At 54.2% G+C, this 18,618-nt stretch carries 13 protein-coding genes; 6 read left to right on the top strand and 7 right to left on the bottom strand.

The annotated features are described in order from the left end of the window. Positions 1–189: 189 nt before the first annotated feature. The 4 genes from rcsA to I2123_RS14055 all read right to left on the bottom strand — a co-directional run bounded on the left by rcsA (position 190) and on the right by I2123_RS14055 (position 5,590). A complete protein-coding gene (gene rcsA / locus I2123_RS14070) occupies positions 190–804 on the bottom strand; it encodes a transcriptional regulator RcsA (RefSeq protein ID WP_213050782.1) in 615 nt (204 codons plus the stop codon). Positions 805–1,193: 389 nt separating this feature from the next. Next, entirely contained in the window at positions 1,194–2,384 is a 1,191-nt protein-coding gene (locus I2123_RS14065) for a glycoside hydrolase family 88 protein (RefSeq protein ID WP_213050781.1), read from the bottom strand. 39 nt (positions 2,385–2,423) lie between these two features. Beyond that, positions 2,424–3,710: an oligosaccharide MFS transporter gene (locus I2123_RS14060; RefSeq protein ID WP_213050780.1), complete on the bottom strand. Its 1,287-nt coding sequence runs from the start codon at positions 3,708–3,710 to the stop codon at positions 2,424–2,426. 41 nt (positions 3,711–3,751) lie between these two features. Beyond that, positions 3,752–5,590 (bottom strand): DUF2264 domain-containing protein, encoded by a 1,839-nt coding sequence (locus I2123_RS14055; protein ID WP_213050779.1) that lies wholly within the window; start codon positions 5,588–5,590, stop codon positions 3,752–3,754. Between the two features lie 251 nt (positions 5,591–5,841). Here I2123_RS14055 and I2123_RS14050 point away from each other — a divergent pair, with 251 nt between their 5' ends. Further along, entirely contained in the window at positions 5,842–6,693 is an 852-nt protein-coding gene (locus I2123_RS14050) for an AraC family transcriptional regulator (RefSeq protein WP_112165026.1), read from the top strand. 5 nt (positions 6,694–6,698) lie between these two features. Here I2123_RS14050 and I2123_RS14045 read toward each other — a convergent pair whose 3' ends face one another. Beyond that, positions 6,699–8,087, bottom strand: coding sequence for a CoA transferase (locus tag I2123_RS14045; protein ID WP_213050778.1), 1,389 nt, complete (start codon positions 8,085–8,087; stop codon positions 6,699–6,701). 416 nt (positions 8,088–8,503) lie between these two features. Here I2123_RS14045 and I2123_RS14040 point away from each other — a divergent pair, with 416 nt between their 5' ends. Beyond that, complete coding sequence (locus I2123_RS14040) at positions 8,504–10,159, top strand: glucan biosynthesis protein D (protein WP_112165022.1); 1,656 nt, start codon at positions 8,504–8,506, stop codon at positions 10,157–10,159. A 180-nt stretch (positions 10,160–10,339) separates the two neighbouring features. On the opposite strand, the gene I2123_RS14035 is transcribed toward I2123_RS14040, so the two are convergent. Next, positions 10,340–10,522, bottom strand: a complete 183-nt coding sequence (locus I2123_RS14035) for a hypothetical protein (protein WP_112165020.1) — start codon at positions 10,520–10,522, stop codon at positions 10,340–10,342. Between the two features lie 391 nt (positions 10,523–10,913). Here I2123_RS14035 and I2123_RS14030 point away from each other — a divergent pair, with 391 nt between their 5' ends. Further along, positions 10,914–12,011, top strand: coding sequence for a glycerol dehydrogenase (locus I2123_RS14030; protein WP_213050777.1), 1,098 nt, complete (start codon positions 10,914–10,916; stop codon positions 12,009–12,011). A 44-nt stretch (positions 12,012–12,055) separates the two neighbouring features. Here the strand turns inward: I2123_RS14030 and I2123_RS14025 are convergent, their stop codons facing one another. Continuing rightward, positions 12,056–13,342 carry a DUF445 domain-containing protein gene (locus tag I2123_RS14025; protein WP_213050776.1) on the bottom strand — a complete coding sequence of 429 codons (1,287 nt, stop codon included), beginning with the start codon at positions 13,340–13,342 and terminating at the stop codon, positions 12,056–12,058. 150 nt (positions 13,343–13,492) lie between these two features. Between I2123_RS14025 and I2123_RS14020 the strand changes: the two genes are divergently transcribed. The 3 genes from I2123_RS14020 to I2123_RS14010 all read left to right on the top strand — a co-directional run bounded on the left by I2123_RS14020 (position 13,493) and on the right by I2123_RS14010 (position 18,579). Further along, positions 13,493–15,151: a multidrug ABC transporter permease/ATP-binding protein gene (locus I2123_RS14020; protein WP_213050775.1), complete on the top strand. Its 1,659-nt coding sequence runs from the start codon at positions 13,493–13,495 to the stop codon at positions 15,149–15,151. Between the two features lie 29 nt (positions 15,152–15,180). Further along, a complete protein-coding gene (locus tag I2123_RS14015; protein ID WP_213050774.1) occupies positions 15,181–15,999 on the top strand; it encodes a DUF2905 domain-containing protein in 819 nt (272 codons plus the stop codon). A gap of 150 nt (positions 16,000–16,149) precedes the next feature. Beyond that, entirely contained in the window at positions 16,150–18,579 is a 2,430-nt protein-coding gene (locus I2123_RS14010) for a DUF3772 domain-containing protein (RefSeq protein ID WP_213050773.1), read from the top strand. Positions 18,580–18,618 lie beyond the last annotated feature (39 nt).

Below are 18,618 nucleotides of genomic sequence, written 5' to 3'. Positions count from 1 at the left end.
GACAGCGATATAGGGTCTGCCTGCGGGCAAGTCCTGTCGTGACGAAAACACGCCATATAAGGACATCGGCAAATCAGCGCGGAGATTGAGTTTATATTTGCGACGCGGATCTCATTTCGCAACTTTGTGTAGCTTTCTACAGGCTATGCAAATGCACAGCCTGTAGGAATAGCTGGAAATGGAAGAAAACTATCGGACATAAATACCGTCTGTAAGCTGATCACATAAACGAACAACGTGGTAAATAATGTGTTTGTTCGGTGATTTTATTTTCCGCTTTATATTTCCTTTATAAGACGACACTGTTTTGGTTTTTATTTGCAGCTTGTCCGAAATTTCAATGGTGCCATCACCCGACATCCACATTCTCAGCATCGCCGATTCAGAACGGCTGAGCATGACGGGGCGGATATCCAGTACACCGCTGCTGGCAGGGTTTTGCGCCTGCGGCAGCCGCGGGTGATTCAGCAACTGTTTGAGGGTTTCAGCCTTAATGGATTTCGAGGTGATAATCACGTTCTTGCGAACGAAAACGTATTCGTCAAAATGAATACGTGTGCTGGACATAAAAATAAAAAATAGTGTGTCGGAATATTCAGTAATCAGCGCTCGCAGGCGAGATTTACTGTCCGCATTGGGTTGCATGCAATCTTCATTAATAAACACCACTGACGGATTCAGATTACTGCAACTTTTTTGCAGTTGGTCGAAGTGGCTGACGTAACTGATGTCATGGTCAACGGCGAGAAATTGCTGCAATCCAATACGGGTAAAACGGCAGGGATCTAAGATTATCGTTTGCATAATGAGTCCTCACAGGACGTCCTTGTTCGGCGTAATGATTGGATTCGAACGTAAGAAATCTCAAAAGCACACAGAATGTGCTGACTCTCTTTTTCGCATGAAAAATACGCAGTTTCAAAGTTTTTTTTAGCGTTTAAAGACAGTTAGCGAATTAGATTAATTTGGTTTATGTCAGGATTTACTTTGTGACTGAACAAAAAAACGTGGGAATTAAGACTAATCCTAAAGGATGTAAGGACATAGCAGGAATACTTATTAACAGATGTGTGATTATAACGTCTGGGAATACTTAGCACTGATATGAAGAGGCGCAAAATGCTTCAAAACAATTCACGCATTGTAAACGGCAAGTTAACAGGACGCGATGCAGGCCACCGCGTCCACAAAATTTACCAGTACGACTGCCAGCATTGCGTCAGGCGCACCAGCGCTTCGACATAAAAATAGTCTCCCCAGCTGCAACATTCATCCACGCCTTTACCGCTCGCCATGTGATACACCGAATGCTTAAGCAATCCGTCACAATCTTCCTCATCGCGCACGAGGTAATTGTCGGTCAGGGAATCCATAATGCGCAGCGCCATTTCTTCATAGCAGGCACGCAAATCGTCGGTAGCGGGCAGGGTGGTGGCCAAATCCAGCAACCCGCAGACCGCAATCGCCGCCGCCGAACTGTCGCGCACGGCATCGGTACCGAGCAGGGCTAAATCCCAGTGACACACGTCGTCTTCGGGTAAACGATTGAGGAAGTAATGCGCCAGCCGACGCGACAGTTCGACCTGACTGTCATCGCCAGTGTAGCGATAGCTGAGCAGGAATCCGTAGATCCCCCACGCCTGTCCGCGCGACCAGCAGGAGTCATCGGCGTACCCCTGATGCGTATTGCCGAAACGCGGTTCGCCGGTCACGGTATCCATGTAATACGTGTGGTACGTCGAGGCGTCCGGGCGAACGATATATTTCGCTGCCTGTTCAGCATGTGCGCGGGCGGCTTCGGCAAAACGCGGTTCGCCGGTTTGTTCACTCGCCCAGTACAGCAGCGGGAGGTTCATATTGCAGTCGATGATCATCCGCCCGGCCTGTTCCGGATCCTGCAAATCGCCCCATGCCTGAATGATTTTTGCTTTAGTGTTGAAGCGTTCCATCAGGGCTTCAGCGGCCAGCAGCGCGAAGCCGCGTGCCTGACGGTTGCCGGTCAGTTTATACGCGCTGACGCAGGATAAACTGTAAAGAAAGCCCAAATCATGCGTCGCAGTATCTATGCGATTGGCGATGCGATTACCAAATGATGTCACCTGTTTTTCCGCTGCGTGACGGTAGCGATCGTCGCCGGTCATCTCCCATGCCAGCCACAGCTGACCGGTCCAGAAGCTGGTGGTCCATTCGACGTTGTCGGTCAGTGGATAGTGGCCGTTTTCGCAGGTTTCCGCCGGAAATTTATCGCCAAACTTTTCCACGTTGCGGGAAATCTTACTCAGTACCGTCCGGCGCGCCCGCTGCATTTTTTCGGCAAAGGCAATCCTGTCTAACTGATTCAGTTCGATCGGCAATAAATTCTCTTTCGCGATGTTCATCGTCATAGGTTCTCCCGTTTTCTTTTCAGTAAGAAATTCAATGTTTCAGTGTTTGGCTGGGGTCAGTTCGGTCAGCTCATCCGGCGATTTCTCCGGGGCGGGCGTGCCATCGCGGCGGCTCTGGCAGGCGGATAACGTGAAGGCTGATACCAGCGTGAAGAACAGCGCGATACCGCCCATAATCAGATAGGTGTGTTCAAATCCGATGCGCTGATACAGGTAACCGGCAGGCGGAGCTATCACAATCGAACCGACGTAAATCATCGCCTGATAACCCAGCAGGTACATGGTGGCGTTGACGCGTTTGCTGAAATGCTCGGCGATATATTTGAAGACCGAAATCAGCAGCAGAGAAATTTCCAGCCCGTAAAAGGGTTTGATGATCGAGATAAGCAGCGGGTCATTGGTCAGTCCGGAGGCAATCAGACGAATACCCACCACCGCTCCGACCATCAGCAGACCCTTTTTGGCGCCAAAATAGTTCACCAGGAACGGGATGGCCATCATCATCAGGAATTCAAAACCGGACTGCACAGTGCTCAGATAGCCGTACCACGCGTTGCCTTGCTCTTTGGTTTCAAAGAAGGTGACGAAGTAGCGAGAGAACTGCTGTTCGGCCACAAACATCATCCAGGCGACACCGGCAACGTACAGCGAGAACATCCAGAATTTGCGGTTTTTCAGCAGCAGGATCACATCGCTGAACACGATCTTTTGTTGTGCGATCACGTCGTTATTTTTCAGCTCTTCACTGCCGATTTTAAGCGACAGCAACACGCCCAGCATGACCAGCGACGTTGCGCTGCTCAGGCCGAAGTTCCACGCCGGAGAGAGGTTAAACAGCACGCCAGAGAACGACGCGGCCAGTGCCCAGCCGAGCGATCCCCACATCCGGACCTGCCCGAACTCCATGTGATACAGACGGCTGAAGCGATCGGCGTAGGATTCCGACGCGGCGACACCGGCGTACCAGCCGAGGCTGAGATACAGCGCGCCGACGATAATGCCAATCATCAGATGGCTTTCAAGCAGCGGCTGATAAACAAAGATAAAGAACGGCGCCATCAGCGCGGACACCAGCACGACAAAATAGAGCAGGGATTTGCTCATGCCGATCTTGTCCATAATGTAGCCGTACACCGGCTTCATGATCACCGCGAAAACACCGTTAATGGCAAAGACGGTCCCGATGCTGATGCTGTCCAGCCCGGCCTTTTGTCCCAGCCACAGGGCGTACAGCCCGAAGCTGGAAGACCATGTGAAGAAATACAGGAATATAAAGCTACTCATTTTATAGTAAGCCGATTTACTGGCTGTTTTTATGGCTTTCATAGTGACTCCTGAAAAGATCTGCCGTTATTGACTAAAGAGTGTCAGACCAGCGAAATCTGGTCGCTCTGCCCCTGATATTGCCAGTGCAACCAGTCGCCCTCGTGGGTGATCTCCGGCACGGCCAGCGTGCTGATGTCCTGACTCGCCGAGGCGCATACTGCGCTTATCAGCCAGTGTGAACCCGCGGGGTAAGCGCTTTTAAGCAACGGAATGACGGCGGTTTCGGCGAACATAATGCTGCTGTTGGGGGGCGTCACGACCGTGGAGGCTTCGCGCAATGTCTTGTCATCTGCGCCGACAATCCGGCTGATGCCGTTGCGCGCCGTCACTGTAATCGCCTGCTGACCCGCAGAAATTTCAGCTTTTGTTGTCGGATCCTGGATCACTGCAAAGCCACCTTCGGCGGTATCAAGCGGACGCTGATTTTCCAGATGATGAATACGCAGATGCCAGTCACCGCAGGGAACCAGCCAGGTGCGCACTGAGACGTCCTGCCACGGCAGCCAGCGCGAATAAATGAATGATTCGGTTATCCGCGTTTCCACACAATCGCGACGCCCGCGAAAATACCCGTCACCTTCGCAAAGCATCAGCATCGAGTCGCAACCGGCGTGATTCAGCCCGTAACGGCCACGATCGAGCGTGAAACCGAACTCACTGGAATAGGCGAATTTGGTGTACTTGGCTTCGGTATTGACGAAGTTATTCAGCTCCAGTTGCCCGGAGGTCAGCATCACCACGTGCTGACTTTCGTCGTCGCGCATCAGGATCTGATTCGCGTGAGGAATGCAGTGCGTACGCGCAAGTTCTGGCAGCGGCGCTTCCTCCGCCTGCCAGAAAGCCTCCTCCTGAGGCAGTGCGAGGATCAGAAACAGTTTGCACGCCCAGTAAGGTGAGCCCGGTGCGTTGTAGTCTTCAGCCATCACCAGATTCGGCGTGTGATAGCCAATACTCAGCACACCGTCGCGGTCAAAAATCGGCTGTTTCAGCCAGTGGCGCAGATGGCGCAGGATCAGCCCTTTGATGACGCCCGGCGTAAACACTTTGAGCTGGCTGTACGCCGCCGCACTCCAGAAAGCCGCTTCGGCAAAGCGATAGGTCAGGCTGCGGCCAAACGGCACGGCCTGACCGCCGGCGGAGAACAGGGTGATAAAGTCTTGTGCAAACAGCTCTGCCCGCTGGCGCAGCATATAAGCGCGGGGGGCATCCACATCTGCCATATTTTGCGCGTACAGTAAGCCGTAATAATGGAACGCCATGGAAATGTAATAATCGCGCGGCCTGCCGGGGCCGTCGGAATACCAGCCATCCCCCAGATAATAGGCTTCCATCAGGTCAAAGCGGGTGGCGACGGCGTTGCTGTCCCATGGCAAACCGGACTTCTTGAAGCCCATCTGCACCATGATCGGGAAGAAATTCCAGTTGTTATTGGGGATCACTGCATCGCGCCCCTGATCCAGCCAGTCGGCCAGATTTTGCTGTTCCTGCGGCGTAAAATGCTGCAACAGACGCTTTTCCAGCAGCGCCAGCCCGACGCCAAACGCCGCCATTTCGACGCAGCGCTGATCGAAATCGCGGATTTTTCCCCAGTACTGCGGATGTTCCGGGTCGGTGCCGTGGCGAATAGCATCAAGATAGAAGGGCAGATCGGCGCATTCGCCGCCGCCGGCCAGCAGCGGGAAAATTCCCCACAACATGCGCGACAGCGCTTCCATTTTGGCAATCTCTTTGCCGTAGTGGGTGGTGGAATTCCCAAGGTCGATGCCGCTTTCGCCTTTTTGGGTATAAGGGGACACCGCCGAGAGCAGGTCATTCAACAGATATTGCACGTCATCGCGAGTACGCAGCGGATTATCAGTCTTCACTTTATTTGGCGTCATAAAAGCTCTCCCGGTGAGGTGTTAAGGGACCGGTAATTAAGGTTTTTATAATTTGAAATATTATTTCAATTCTCTGTGTCGCGATTGAAATATAGAGAAATGGAAAATGCTGATTGTTACGGGGCTCACAGAATCATGCGAATTTTTAAATTGTCATGGCGAATTTGGCGGTAAAACGGCTTAAATTATAAAAAACAGACCGAAAATTGTGTTTTGTTGTCATCCGCACTGTCAATGAAAGGAAAGAACGAATGCCGGTATCCGATTATCTGGAACGTATTGCCCTTAATGAACGTCAGGTTTCTTTTAATCGCATGAGCCGCGGCAGCGCCAATTATTTCCACTGGCACCAGTGTCTGGAATTGCTGTTTGTCAGCCGGGGCTACGGCATCGTGATCGTCGATAATCAGCAATACACGTTAAGGCCGGGCAGGCTGTTTGTATTTCCGCCCTTCAAGCTGCACAAAGTGTTTGTCGAAGCGGACGGCAATAATGCCTACGAGCGCACCACTATTCATCTCGACCACCTGCTGCTCGACGGCTGCCTGCAATCTTTCCCGCAGCGCCGCGCCCGTTTCGCGCGGTTATGGGATGCGGATCGTACTGCACACATTTTTGACCTCAGTGATTTCGCACCGCACATTGAAATCATCCTCGAGCAGTTCAATCAGCTTTCCGAACAGCAGACACATCAGTGGGAAGAGATAGCCATGCTGGTATTACAGCTGATGGCGTTTATGCCTGCGCAGGAGGACACGCCGAAAAACATCAGCCGTACGACGGCGTCAAAAGTGATGCAGTGGATTGAAGAAAATTATGAGCAGAAGTTTGCGATGGCCAGCCTCTCGGCGGCGGTGGGACTTTCAGAAAGCTATATTTCGCGGGTGTTCGGGCAGGAAACCGGCGGATCAATTCAGGATTATCTTGCCACCCGCCGGGTGAAGCGTGCCTGCGAATTGCTGCGGACAACTGACCGCCCGGTGGAAAGTATCGGGTTACAATGCGGATTCGCCGACGCGCCGTACTTCATCACCCGTTTCAAAAAGATGATAGGAAAAACGCCGCTGCAATATCGCAAAGCGGCGTTTTCGTTGTTGCAGTGAGACAACTACGCCTTCTGCCAGCTTGCCGGAGAAGCGCCGAGCGGGGAAGCGGGCAGACTCCAGCGCCACGACGTTTTGGTGAGCGACACAGGGGGAAGTAACCGCCAGCCTGCGCCCCAGACGGTGTGTTCCGGTTGCGGCGAAAAGTCATCTTCACCTGCTGCATCAATCACCGGCTGCTGGGTAGCATTATCCACATCGAACGCCGTCAGTTCACGTGCCGTCCGCGCCAGCGATACCCGTGTTTCACTGCCCCGATGGGTAGTAACGCGCTGCGCCAGCCCCTGAATCACCGCCGCCGCCATCAGGTATCCGGTGACGTGATCCAGCGCCTGAACCGGCAGTGGCACCGGTTGATCACTGCCCGATTGCTGCATACCAAACTCTGCAATTCCGCAGCTCATCTGCACCAGACTGTCGAACCCGCGACGTTCGCGCCATGGCCCGTTCCAGCCGTAGGCGTTCAGACAGACATCGACCAGACCAGGCGACAGCGCACGCCGCTGCTCGCTGCCGTAGCCGAGTTTATGCAATGCTCCCGCGCGATACCCGTGAACAATAACGTCAGCCTCGCGCAGCAACGTTTCGAAGCGATGCCGGTCCTGTGGATTGTGCAGATTCAGCCGGGCGCAGTGTTTACCCAGCGTGACGTCCGCTTCCTGGCCCGGCTCGTCCCAGCCAAAGGGATCGATGCGCAGCACGTCCGCGCCCAGCCCCGCCAGAAAACGCGTGGCGACGGGACCGGCGATAATCCGGGTCAGATCCAGAATGCGCACGCCCGCCAGCGGACGCTCCGCTTCTAACGCCCAATGTGGCGGCGCGGCAGGTGCGCAAAGTGAACGCTGAAACAACGGCTCATTTTCCAGCGATTTTCCCTGCACATGGTGCTGCCAGTCGCTGACACTGAACATCTGAGCGGCACAACCTCCCGCCTGGACCACCGCCTGTTCAAGTTCCGCTTTCTTCCACCGGGCAACCCGCGGCGCCAGTTCCTCGCGGCTGTTGGCCTTACCGAGCACCGTTTCGACCACTTTGCGATGCGCAGGCGCGTTGGTGTGCAAACGGATCCATCCGTCGGCGGTGGCGTAATCGCCCGCCAGACTGTCCCAGGCCGGAGGAAGCGCCCAGCCATCGGGTTTCAGGCTGCTTTTACACCAAAGCGATGCCAGCCGCCGGTCCACGGTTACGGCATCCGCGCTGCCGTGCTGAAGGGACAACAAATGTGACAATGCCTGCGCCGCCACTGCGACAGAAGCGGCGATAAGCGGCGTTACCGGATAGTAAGCTGGCAGATTTCCTTCGCCGGTAACAGAAAGCGCAGCGGGCAAGGATTCGACACCGGTCAGCTGTGCGTAAAGTTCGCGGGTTTTTTCCCGGATGATCTCACTGGACATGCTGGAACTCCTGAGTGCGGGGCAACTGTTTTGAGATATTTGTATTTACAAATTTATAACAATTTGAACAGTGTGCGCCAAATAAGGGAGTGAGTAGTTAAGAATTAAGCGGTTTATCCCGGTGCCCGCAACAGAATGCTCCTAAAACACCCGCAATCTACGCACCAAAACAGCGCACTTTAAACGCTTTAAACCGGCGTTTTTGAAAATACCCTCAGCCCCTGACACACGGGGGGTGAGCGGTGTGTGATGTGCTTACTTTTACAAGCAAAATATTAGCTGAATGCATTCAATTTCTTATACTCGGCATGTGAATTTTACGTTAGCCTTAGGGTCGAAATTTTTGAACACCGCGGGGGCGGCGCCCTGAGGCGATGCCCCCAGATTTTTTGCCCAGTACAGGAAACGATTCTGGCATGGAACGAAGAGCATTTATTCAAGCTTCAATGGCATTCGCCGCCTGGTGCGGTGTGCCGGCTATGTCCACACTGTTCACCCGTTCCGCTGAGGCGGCAGAGGCGAATGTGGCTGACGGTGGCGAACTGCCATTTGATTTCAACGCCCTGCAAAAGATGGCGAAGGACTTAGCAGACAAACCTTACGGCGGTGCGCCGCTTCCTTTACCTAAAACGCTGGCCGAGCTGACGCCGCAGGCCTACAACGCCATTCAGTACGATCACGCCCATTCGCTGTGGAACGGTCTTCAGGACCGGCAGCTGGACGTCGAACTGTTCCATGTCGGCATGGGCTTCAAACGCCGTGTGCGCATGTATTCCGTCGATCCGGTTAAACATCTGTCGCGCGAAATCCATTTTCGCCCTGAACTTTTCAACTATCACGATGCTGGCGTAGATACCAAGCAGCTTGAAGGTTTTTCCAACCTCGGGTTCGCCGGTTTCAAGGTCAACAAAGCGCCGGAACTGACGCGTCGTGACGTGGTGTCTTTCCTGGGGGCGAGTTATTTCCGCGCGGTGGACGATACCTATCAGTACGGTCTTTCGGCGCGCGGTGTGGCGGTGGATACCTTTACCGATCAGCCGGAAGAGTTCCCGGATTTCACTGCCTTCTGGTTCGATACGCCGAAACCGGGCGACACCACATTCACGGTCTATGCACTGCTGGACGGCCCGAGTATCACCGGTGCCTACAGGTTCGTGATCCACTGCGAACCGACCCGAGTGGTAATGGAAATCGAAAACCATCTGCATGCCCGTGAAGACATCAAACAGCTGGGCATCTCGCCGATGACCAGCATGTTCAGCTGCGGCACCAGCGAGCGTGGCCGCTGCGACACCATCCATCCGCAAATCCATGACTCCGATCGCCTGCAAATGTGGACCGGCAACGGTGAATGGGTCTGTCGTCCACTGAATAACCCGAAGCGTCTGCAATTTAACGCCTTTGCCGATAACAGCCCGAAAGGGTTTGGCTTGCTGCAACTCGACCACGAGTTCAACAATTATCAGGACGTGATTGGCTGGTACAACAAGCGGCCAAGCCTTTGGGTGGAACCGGTGGGTGACTGGGGGAAGGGCGCCGTTAACCTGATGGAAATCCCGACGACCGGCGAAACGCTGGATAACGTCGTGTGCTTCTGGCAGCCGGAAACCCCGGTCAAAGCCGGTGCAGAGTTCAGCTTCAGCTATAAATTGTTCTGGAGCGGCACGCCGCCGCACCGCAGCCCGCTGGCGAATGTGCTGGCGACCCGTACCGGTATGGGTGGATTCCCGGAAGGCTGGGCACCAGGGGAAAACTATCCGGCGGTCTGGGCGCGTCGTTTTGCCATCGATTTTGTGGGCGGCGAGCTGAAAGCCTTTGCGGATAAAGGCATTGAACCGGTGATTAACGTCTCTCACGGCAAAATCCAGAATATCGAGATTCTGTATGTGCAGCCGTTCGACGGTTACCGGATCCTGTTTGACTGGTATCCGGACAGCGATTCTGTCGCACCGGTTGAGCTGCGTATGTTCCTGCGCTCCGGCCAGACCGCGCTGTCTGAAACCTGGCTGTATCAGTATTTCCCGCCGGCGCCGGAAAACAGAAAGTATATCGACGATCGCACGATGAGATGATCCCCTTTATCCTCCCTGCAACTCGCAGGGTTGTGGGGATTCATCATTCCAGATAACAGAAAGCCCCGATTCGCTCGGGGCTTTTTGCTTTTCTACTGTCTTGTTTATGCAGAAGAACCGGACACAGGATCTGCATGGGGTAAAACAAGAGCACTGCGCTGACTAAGGCGAAGACGGCAATCAGAACGCCTTGACCAGCATGCCTGTTTGCGGCTGTTGCTGAGGATTTCTCAGCGCCGCGTCGAAAGATTTTTCGACTTCTTTCAACTGTTGCAAGAATTCGTGTGGCGAGAACTCGTGTGGTTTGCTGCTCATATAGGCCAGGGCCAGTTCTTTGGCGTTGTAACGTTGAAAGTTATACATGCTGTTCCTCATTCATTTCAGAAGTTAGTAAAGGTGTGGCTAACAGCAAGCTGGCTGACTTAAAACGACGGACCTTTGCTTACGACGTGCTGCCAATGAGGTGCATTTTACGGGAAAGATTGATAAGTGAAAGCCGGTGGTGTTTATGTATTTGATAGTTGAAACCTAACAAAGGCAGTCATATTGGTTGTGAAGTCGAATAGTCTTTTTTGGTGATTAATTCATCAGTAGACTATATTTTTCGTGGGGATAAATCATCCTGATAACAAATAAAATTTCTTTGCAAGTCATGCTGTTAATGTGAATTAAAAGGGTGGGCGAACCGGGCTGACTGCGTTACCTTTGAATGAGTCATTCACATCAACATTGTCTACGAAAAGAGGTTTTTATCATGAGTAAATTTATCTTTTCTTCGCCAGGAAAATACGTTCAGGGAAGCGGTGTGCTGGATGAGTTAGGGGAATATTTACCGGCGCTTGGCGGCAAATCTTTCCTGATTGCTGATGACGTGGTCTGGGGCATTATCGGTGACCGCGTTAAGGCATCACTGAAAAAGGCGCAGGTCGAATTCCACTACGAGCGTTTTAACGGTGAAGCCTCTGCCAGTGAAATTACCCGTCTGGCGGGCATTGCGCGTGAGGCCGGAACGCAAGTGGTGGTCGGTCTCGGTGGCGGTAAAACCCTTGATACCGTGAAAGCCATTGCCGATGAGCTTAAGCAAAACGTGGTGATCGTCCCGACCGTTGCCTCTACCGATGCGCCATGCAGCGCGCTCTCGGTGATTTACACCGATGAAGGTGTGTTCGAATCCTACCGTTTCTACAATAAAAACCCGGATCTGGTGCTGGTTGATACCCACGTCTGCGCGCAGGCACCGGTACGTTTGTTCGCCTCCGGTATCGCCGACGGCCTGGCGACCTTTGTCGAAGCGCAGGCAGTATTGCGTTCCCATTCACATTCAATGGTGGGCGGTGACCCGACCATTGCCGGCATGGCGATTGCCGAAGCCTGTGAAAAAACGCTGCTGACCTACGGCTACAGCGCTTATACCGCCGTCGAGCAAAAACTGGTCACGCCCGCAGTGGAAGCCGTCGTTGAGGCCAACACGTTGCTGTCGGGTCTGGGCTTCGAAAATGCCGGTCTTGCAGGCGCGCATGCGATCCACAACGGTTTTACGGCGATTTCCGGTGATATTCACCACCTGACGCACGGCGAAAAAGTCGCTTATGGCACGCTCACGCAGATGGTGCTGGAACAGCGTCCGGACGAAGAAATCGCGAAGTACGTGCGTTTCTACCGCGCGATCAAAATGCCGACCACGCTGAAAGAGATGCATCTGGAAAACGAAACTTTCGCCAATCTGGTGAAAGTGGGTGCGCTGGCTGGCGGGGAAGGCGATACGCTCGGCAACCTCAATCCCAACCTGTCGCCGGAAGACGTCGCCAGTGCGATTCTGGCCGTGGATGCGTTCAGTAAGTCTGTGAAGTAAGTTTTTCTGTCCTCCCCCCGTGAAGGGGGAGGACGTCAGGTTCATTAAACCCGTTCCATCACCCAGGGCAACACCACAGGCAGCTGCGAGAGCAGATACAGCACCAGCCCGATAAACGCACCGACCAGCGTGCCGTTGATGCGGATAAACTGCAAATCCTTGCCGATGTTCAGCTCTATCTGGCGGGACATATCACGCGGATCCCAGCCTTTGACCGTATCGCTGATGTGGCGGGTGAGGAATGCGGCGAAGTCCGGGGCGACTTTCCCAGCGATGGTTTCCATTTGCAGATTCAGTGATGACCGCAGTTTTTCATCCTGCGCCAGCGCGTTACCCAGCCACTGGCCGGACTCGGTGACTTTGGCCAATACCCGTGAATCCTCGTTTTCTAAATCTTCCTTCAGCCAGTTGCGCATATCGCCCCACAGTTGCAGCACGTAGGCGTTCAGCTTCTCGTCATCTTTCAGATACTGTTTAATTTCTTCGGCTTTCTGCGCGGTCGCCGGATCGTTTTGCAGTTTCCAGATAAAGCTCTGTACCGAGCGGTCAAACCCTTTGCGGAAGGCGTGGGTTTTGTCGTTACCCATATCGTCGAGCACCGAATTCACCGCATTAGATACCATATCCGCGCCGTTGCGCCCCAGCCAGCCGGTCGGCAGCAGCCTGGCAGTCATCGGGTGTTCGCGCTTCATCCAGCTTACGATCTGCGCAGAAATAAACGTCCGGGTGCTGTCTTTGGCCAGCAAAATCTCCAGCTGATCCATTGCCTGATCCAGCAATTCCTGATGGCGGCCATTTTTGGTCAGACTTTCCAGCAGCGTGGCAATCGAGGCCGACAGGTCGATTTTGTCGATCACACGGTATATTGCGCGGCGAATGAGCTGTGCGATGCGCTGGTCATCGGTGACATCCAGAAAGCCACGGATCAACTTCACCGCATATTTGGCGAAACGCTGCGCGTTGTTCGGCGCATTCAGCCAGTCGGTAAGCATCTGCGCCGGGTCATGCTGGCGGATCAGGTTAATGAGGGTGGCGGGTGCGAGGAATTTCTCCTGCACGAAGACCGCCAGATTGTCGGCGATTTTGTCTTTATTCCGGGGGATGATCGCCGTATGCGCTGAAACAAACGGCACCGGCACACGGCGAAAGAGCGCCACGACGGCGAACCAGTCGGCCATTGCGCCAACCATCGCTGCTTCGGAAATGGCTTTAAGCCCTGAAACCCAAAAGTTCGGCGGCAAAAAGAGGGTGATGACAAACAAGGCCGCAGCAATCAGCAGCAGCCCCAGTGCGTTACGTTTACTTCGGCGAAGCTCTTGTTCTTTATCCATTGCCCCAGTGTAGGAAGCGAAAAGCGGGCTGTCAGCTTTTTTTCCGGATGTTACAGTAAGTTGATAAAATGAGAATTATTCTTGATATGACACAAGGTCTCATTAAACTGCCTGCAATCCGTTTTCAGGCATTCACAATGAGAGCATTTCATGGAGTTGTTACGCGTCGTTTTTAAGCAGTATCGCTGGCCGTTTTTAGGCGTCATGTTGCTGAGCCTGCTCAGCGCCGTACTGGGCATTGGCCTGATCGCTTTTATCAATCTCAAACTGATTGAAACGACGAACGCTTCGCTGATGGTGTTACCGCAGTTTCTCGGATTGCTTCTGTTGCTGATGGCGGTCACGCTCGGCTCGCAGCTGGCGCTGACCATTCTCGGGCACCACTTCATCTACCGCCTGCGCGGGCAATTCATCAAACGTATTTTAGATACCGATATTGAACGCATCGAGCAAATCGGCAATGCGCAACTGCTTGCCAGCCTCGGCAGCGATATCCGTAACATCACATTGGCGTTTGTGCGCCTGCCGGAGCTGGTGCAGGGGATTATCCTGACCATCGGCTGTGCAGCGTATCTCGCGTGGCTGTCGCCGGAAATGCTGCTGGTGACGGTCATCTGGCTGGTGATCACCATTGTCGGCGGCTTCAAACTGGTCTCGCACGTCTACAGCCATCTGGCCAAAGTGCGTGATGCGGAAGACAAACTGCAAACTGATTACCAGAAAGTGATCGAAGGGCGTAAAGAGCTGGCGCTCAACCGCGAGCGCGCGCGTCATCTGTTTGATGATGTCTATCGCAAAGACGCTGAAGAGTACCGCCACCATATTATCCGCGCTGATACCTTCCATCTAAGCGCCGTAAACTGGTCGAATATCATGATGCTGGGCGCGATCGGCCTGGTATTCTTTATGGCTAATACGCTCGGGTGGTCGAATACCGACGTCGCCGCGACCTATTCCCTGACGCTGCTGTTCCTTCGCACGCCGATGTTGCAGGCGGTGGGCGCACTGCCGACGTTACTCAGCGCTCAGGTAGCGTTCGGTAAACTGAAAGCCCTGAAGCTTGCTCAATATGATGAAGCCTTTACGCCGCCGTTAGCGCCTGCGCGCTGGCAGACCCTGGAACTGCGCGATTTGGTCTTCAGCTATGAAGGCAAAGAAGAAAGTGCCGGTTTTGGCGTCGGGCCGCTCAATCTGACCATCACGCGCGGTGAACTGGTGTTCCTGATAGGCGGCAACGGTAGTGGTAAATCGACCATGGCGATGCTGCTGACCGGTCTCTATCAGCCGCGTTCCGGGCAAATTCTTCTCGACGGCGTGCCGGTTACGGCGCAGAACGTCGAACAATATCGCCAGATTTTCTCCGCCGTGTTCACGGATTTCCACCTGTTTAGCCAGCTGATGGGCCCGCAGGGCCAGACGCCGGATCCTTTGCTGGTGGAAGACTGGTTGCAACGCCTGAAAATGAAAGAAAAACTCCAGATAAACGGCAACGAAGTGACCAATCTGCAACTCTCCGCCGGGCAGCGTAAACGTGTCGCGCTGTTGCTGGCCGCAGCAGAAGGGCGTGATTTCCTGTTGCTCGATGAATGGGCAGCCGATCAGGATCCGCAGTTTCGCCGTACGTTCTACCGCGAACTTTTACCGCAGCTGCGCGACATGGGCAAAACCGTGCTGGCAATCAGCCACGATGACCACTATTTTGAACACGCCGATCGTCTTTTGGAAATGCGACAGGGTAAACTTAAAGAGCTGCACGGGCAGGATCGCGCTGACGCCAGCCGTGATGCAGTCGCACAAATCGGCCTTTAAGCGCCGTTTTCTGACATAAAGGAAAAGTCATGAACTGGAATGAAGTGATGGTATGGGGCATCAGCGGCGTGGTGTTGGCCGTGTTGATCAGCTTTTTACGTAAAAAGGGCAAAATCGGTCGCCTGCCCGGTATCATCCTGTTCTTAGTGGTCATTATCGGCGGGAATATTTTATGGAACGCTGTGATCAAACCGCGCGTCATGGGGGAAAGCGAAGAGCAGAAAATCGATCAGGCGCTCGCTGAACTGCCGCTGTATGGCACCATCAAAGCGCAGGAGCCGGCGCTGTACGCACAGATCCGCAGCAATATTCTGAAGATGAAAAAAGACGGCAAACCCCAGCAGGAAGCCATTGATACGGTCAAGCCGATGGTGTCCGAACTGCTGTCGAAACGCATTGTTCATGCGCCAGATGCCGCCGTGAATGCGGCCATGCAGGTCAATCTCGAAGAAATGCAAACTCTGCTGGCGCGCAAAGACGGCACCTGCTTTAAGTTTCTCTATCCGCAGGTCAGCGGCGGGGTGAATACGGCAGAAGTGCTGCCACCGGCGCTGTTTAGCAAAGATCTCAGCACCATGAATGATTTACTGCTGGCGACCGGCCCGCAACAGAGTGAGTTTCCTGCTGCGGTTAGCACAGAAAAAGTCATTCTGATGATGGCACCGGTGCGTCAGGCGCTCGGAAACATGTACGGCGACCAGTTGCAGATGTTCAGCGACCTGACTAAGCCGGACGTTGATCGCGAGAAAGTGTGCGAGATTTCCATCAGCCTGTACTCCGGCATTCTGGCCCTTCAGCCAGCGGACTCTGCGGCGATCCTGCGCCAGATGTTAGGCAAACCCAACTGATCCGCACGGACAGTGCGCGTCCGCGGGCTGTCCGCTTAATGAACCCGGCTGACAAACAGATAATCCCTACTACTTTTCCCATTAAGAACAGGTATTCTTAGCCGCAGAGTCAAAAACAATAATTCCCCGAACTTCCGGAACCCTTTTTCTATGCAAAAATTTTTAAGAATGCCGCTGTTACTGGCATTGTTGTCATGTCTGATGATGACGCCCGCGCTGAGTCAGGCTGATGAAGCTACCGGGCAATCGGCGGCGGCTCAGCCGGTCAAAGTGAACGCCAGCACGGCGTTGCCTGCGCTGCAAAAACGTTTGGACCAGCTGAAACAACAGGTCTCGGCGGCCAAAACCGACAAGAAATTCACCGGCCTGAACGACGGCGCGCAAAAGCTTGCCGAAGACGCCGACAAACTGGCCGTGGCGCTGGCACCGCAGCTCGAAGAGGTGCAGGCGCAGCTGGACGTTCTCGGCCCGGCACCGGCGGCAGGCACGCTGACCGAAACCCCTCAGGTGGTCAGCCAGCGTAACAAGCTCAACAACAGCAAGACGCTCCTGACCACGCAGATCGAACAAACCAAAGGCATCGCCACCGGTGCGCGAAACCTGTCTTCCCAGATTTCTGGCATGCGCCGTGATGCGCTGAAGACCCAAATCGCGCTGAACACCGGCAGCGTTCTTGGCGGCAATTTCTGGTCGCCGCTGATTACGCCTAATGATGACGATGCCGCGCGTTTCGATGATTTTGGTTCACAGGTTCATGACGCCTGGACACAGGCGTGGAGCGAAGACTGGCGGGCAGGCACCGGTATTTATCTGTTGCTGGCGCTCGTGATTGGCCTGTTTGGACGCAAGTTGCTGGACCGTCCGATGAACTGGATCCTGCCGCGCTGGTTGCCTCACGGACGTTTTCGCCGCAGCTTCCTCGCGTGTTTCACCACGCTGAGCACCACTTTTACGCTCGGCATCAGCGTGCAGCTTCTGTGTTACATCTTCACGCGGCTGCCCGACACGTCGCAGTGGGTGAATGAGTTTGCCGAACAGCTGGTCGAGCTGACCTATTTCTCCGCTGTGATCGCCGGTCTGGGTATCGCGCTGCTGTCGAACAGCCATCCGTCATGGCGTTTGCCCGGCATTGCAGATCCGCTGGCGAAAACGCTGGGTTCATTCCCGGTCCTGCTGGCGTCCTTTATTTTCCTGTTCGGTATTATCGAACAGCTGAATAATCTGGTCGGCGCGAGCATTGCCGCCACTTTGTTTGGCAACGGCTTAGCGGCGTTGCTGGTGGCGCTGAACTGTCTGATTGCGCCGGTTCGTGTGAACCGGATGCGCCGCAAAATGCGCGCCGACGGCGAGCAGACGGAAGCGCGTTCAACGATCGCCGGACTTATCCATCTGCTGATAAGCCTCACGGCATTCGTCATTCTTATCGCGTTGCTGATTGGTTACATTCCTCTGGCGCGTTTCGTGACCTTCGAACTGCTGTGGATCGGTCTGGTGGTCAGCAGCCTGTATCTGCTGATCCACTTCTGGGTGGATTTATGTGAAAGCGTATTTTCTGACACCACGCACAGCGGCAAAATCCTTAAAAGCACGCTGAGCGTTAACGATCGCCATCTGTCGCTGGCGGCCACGCTGTTCTCGGCAATAGGTAAAACCGCACTGTTGCTGATGGCCGCCGTCGCGCTGCTCAACGGGACTTTCGGGACGACCACGCCGCTGGAATTGCTCAGTAAAATCGTCGACATGTGGGGCGGTAAAGGCCTCGAAAGCCTGAACATTATTCCTGCTCATGCCGTGAATGCCGTGCTGTGTCTGGTGGTGGGCTGGTACGTCCTGCGCTCTGCCAAACGCTGGCTGGATAATGATTTTCTGCCAAAAACCATGATGGATCGCGGGATGCGCGCCTCGCTGGTGACGCTGTTCACCAACGTCGGTTACGTGCTGATCATCATGCTGACGCTGTCGTCGCTGGGTATCGAATGGAACAAACTGGCGTGGATCGTCAGCGCCTTGTCGGTCGGTATCGGTTTTGGCTTGCAGGAAATTGTGAAGAACTTCATCTCCGGCCTGATCCTGCTGACCGAACGTCCGGTAAAAGTGGGCGATTTGATCAGCATCAGCGGTGTGGAAGGGGATATTCGTCGGATCAACGTCCGCGCCACGGAAATTCAGCTCAGTGATAAATCTACGGTCATTGTACCGAACTCGCAGCTCATCTCGCAGAACGTGCGTAACGCCACCATGGGTAACGCGCAGGGCGTCGCGACCATCGTGCTGACCTTCCCGTTGGACATCGATCCTGAACAGGTCCGCACACTGTTACTGGATGCCTACAACCTGCACGAATCCATTCTGGAAAACCCGCCGCCGTCGGTGAGTTTCAAAGAGCTGGGCCCGACCGGCATTGTGTTGAGCGTCACCGGCTACGTCAACAGCCCGCGTATGGTGGGCGGCACGCGCAGTGACTTGTTGTACGAGATTTTGAAAATGCTGCGTGCCGCGGAGATCAGTTTGAGTCAGACGCAGACCATGGTGCTGGAGCAGCCGTTGGCGAAGATCGCAGCGGCTGAGGATGAATCCTAGTTTAACTCTTAAACTGCTTTGCTCCTCCCCCTGCGAAGG

The sequence above is a fragment of the Rahnella inusitata genome (assembly GCF_018288855.1).
Classification (GTDB): domain Bacteria; phylum Pseudomonadota; class Gammaproteobacteria; order Enterobacterales; family Enterobacteriaceae; genus Rahnella; species Rahnella inusitata.
The sequence above is the reverse complement of the archived record's forward strand: the minus strand, read 5'-3'. Positions and strand labels throughout refer to the sequence as shown.

Excerpts from the sequence above, each read along its gene's own strand:
- I2123_RS14025 (WP_213050776.1), bottom strand. The coding sequence starts at position 13,342 with ATGGATAAAGAACAAGAGCTTCGCCGAAGTAAACGTAACGCACTGGGG.
- I2123_RS14050 (WP_112165026.1), top strand. The coding sequence starts at position 5,842 with ATGCCGGTATCCGATTATCTGGAACGTATTGCCCTTAATGAACGTCAG.
- I2123_RS14055 (WP_213050779.1), bottom strand. The coding sequence starts at position 5,590 with ATGACGCCAAATAAAGTGAAGACTGATAATCCGCTGCGTACTCGCGAT.
- I2123_RS14035 (WP_112165020.1), bottom strand. The coding sequence starts at position 10,522 with ATGTATAACTTTCAACGTTACAACGCCAAAGAACTGGCCCTGGCCTAT.
- I2123_RS14015 (WP_213050774.1), top strand. The coding sequence starts at position 15,181 with ATGAACTGGAATGAAGTGATGGTATGGGGCATCAGCGGCGTGGTGTTG.
- I2123_RS14030 (WP_213050777.1), top strand. The coding sequence starts at position 10,914 with ATGAGTAAATTTATCTTTTCTTCGCCAGGAAAATACGTTCAGGGAAGC.
- I2123_RS14020 (WP_213050775.1), top strand. The coding sequence starts at position 13,493 with ATGGAGTTGTTACGCGTCGTTTTTAAGCAGTATCGCTGGCCGTTTTTA.
- I2123_RS14065 (WP_213050781.1), bottom strand. The coding sequence starts at position 2,384 with ATGACGATGAACATCGCGAAAGAGAATTTATTGCCGATCGAACTGAAT.
- rcsA (WP_213050782.1), bottom strand. The coding sequence starts at position 804 with ATGCAAACGATAATCTTAGATCCCTGCCGTTTTACCCGTATTGGATTG.
- I2123_RS14045 (WP_213050778.1), bottom strand. The coding sequence starts at position 8,087 with ATGTCCAGTGAGATCATCCGGGAAAAAACCCGCGAACTTTACGCACAG.
- I2123_RS14060 (WP_213050780.1), bottom strand. The coding sequence starts at position 3,710 with ATGAAAGCCATAAAAACAGCCAGTAAATCGGCTTACTATAAAATGAGT.
- I2123_RS14010 (WP_213050773.1), top strand. The coding sequence starts at position 16,150 with ATGCAAAAATTTTTAAGAATGCCGCTGTTACTGGCATTGTTGTCATGT.
- I2123_RS14040 (WP_112165022.1), top strand. The coding sequence starts at position 8,504 with ATGGAACGAAGAGCATTTATTCAAGCTTCAATGGCATTCGCCGCCTGG.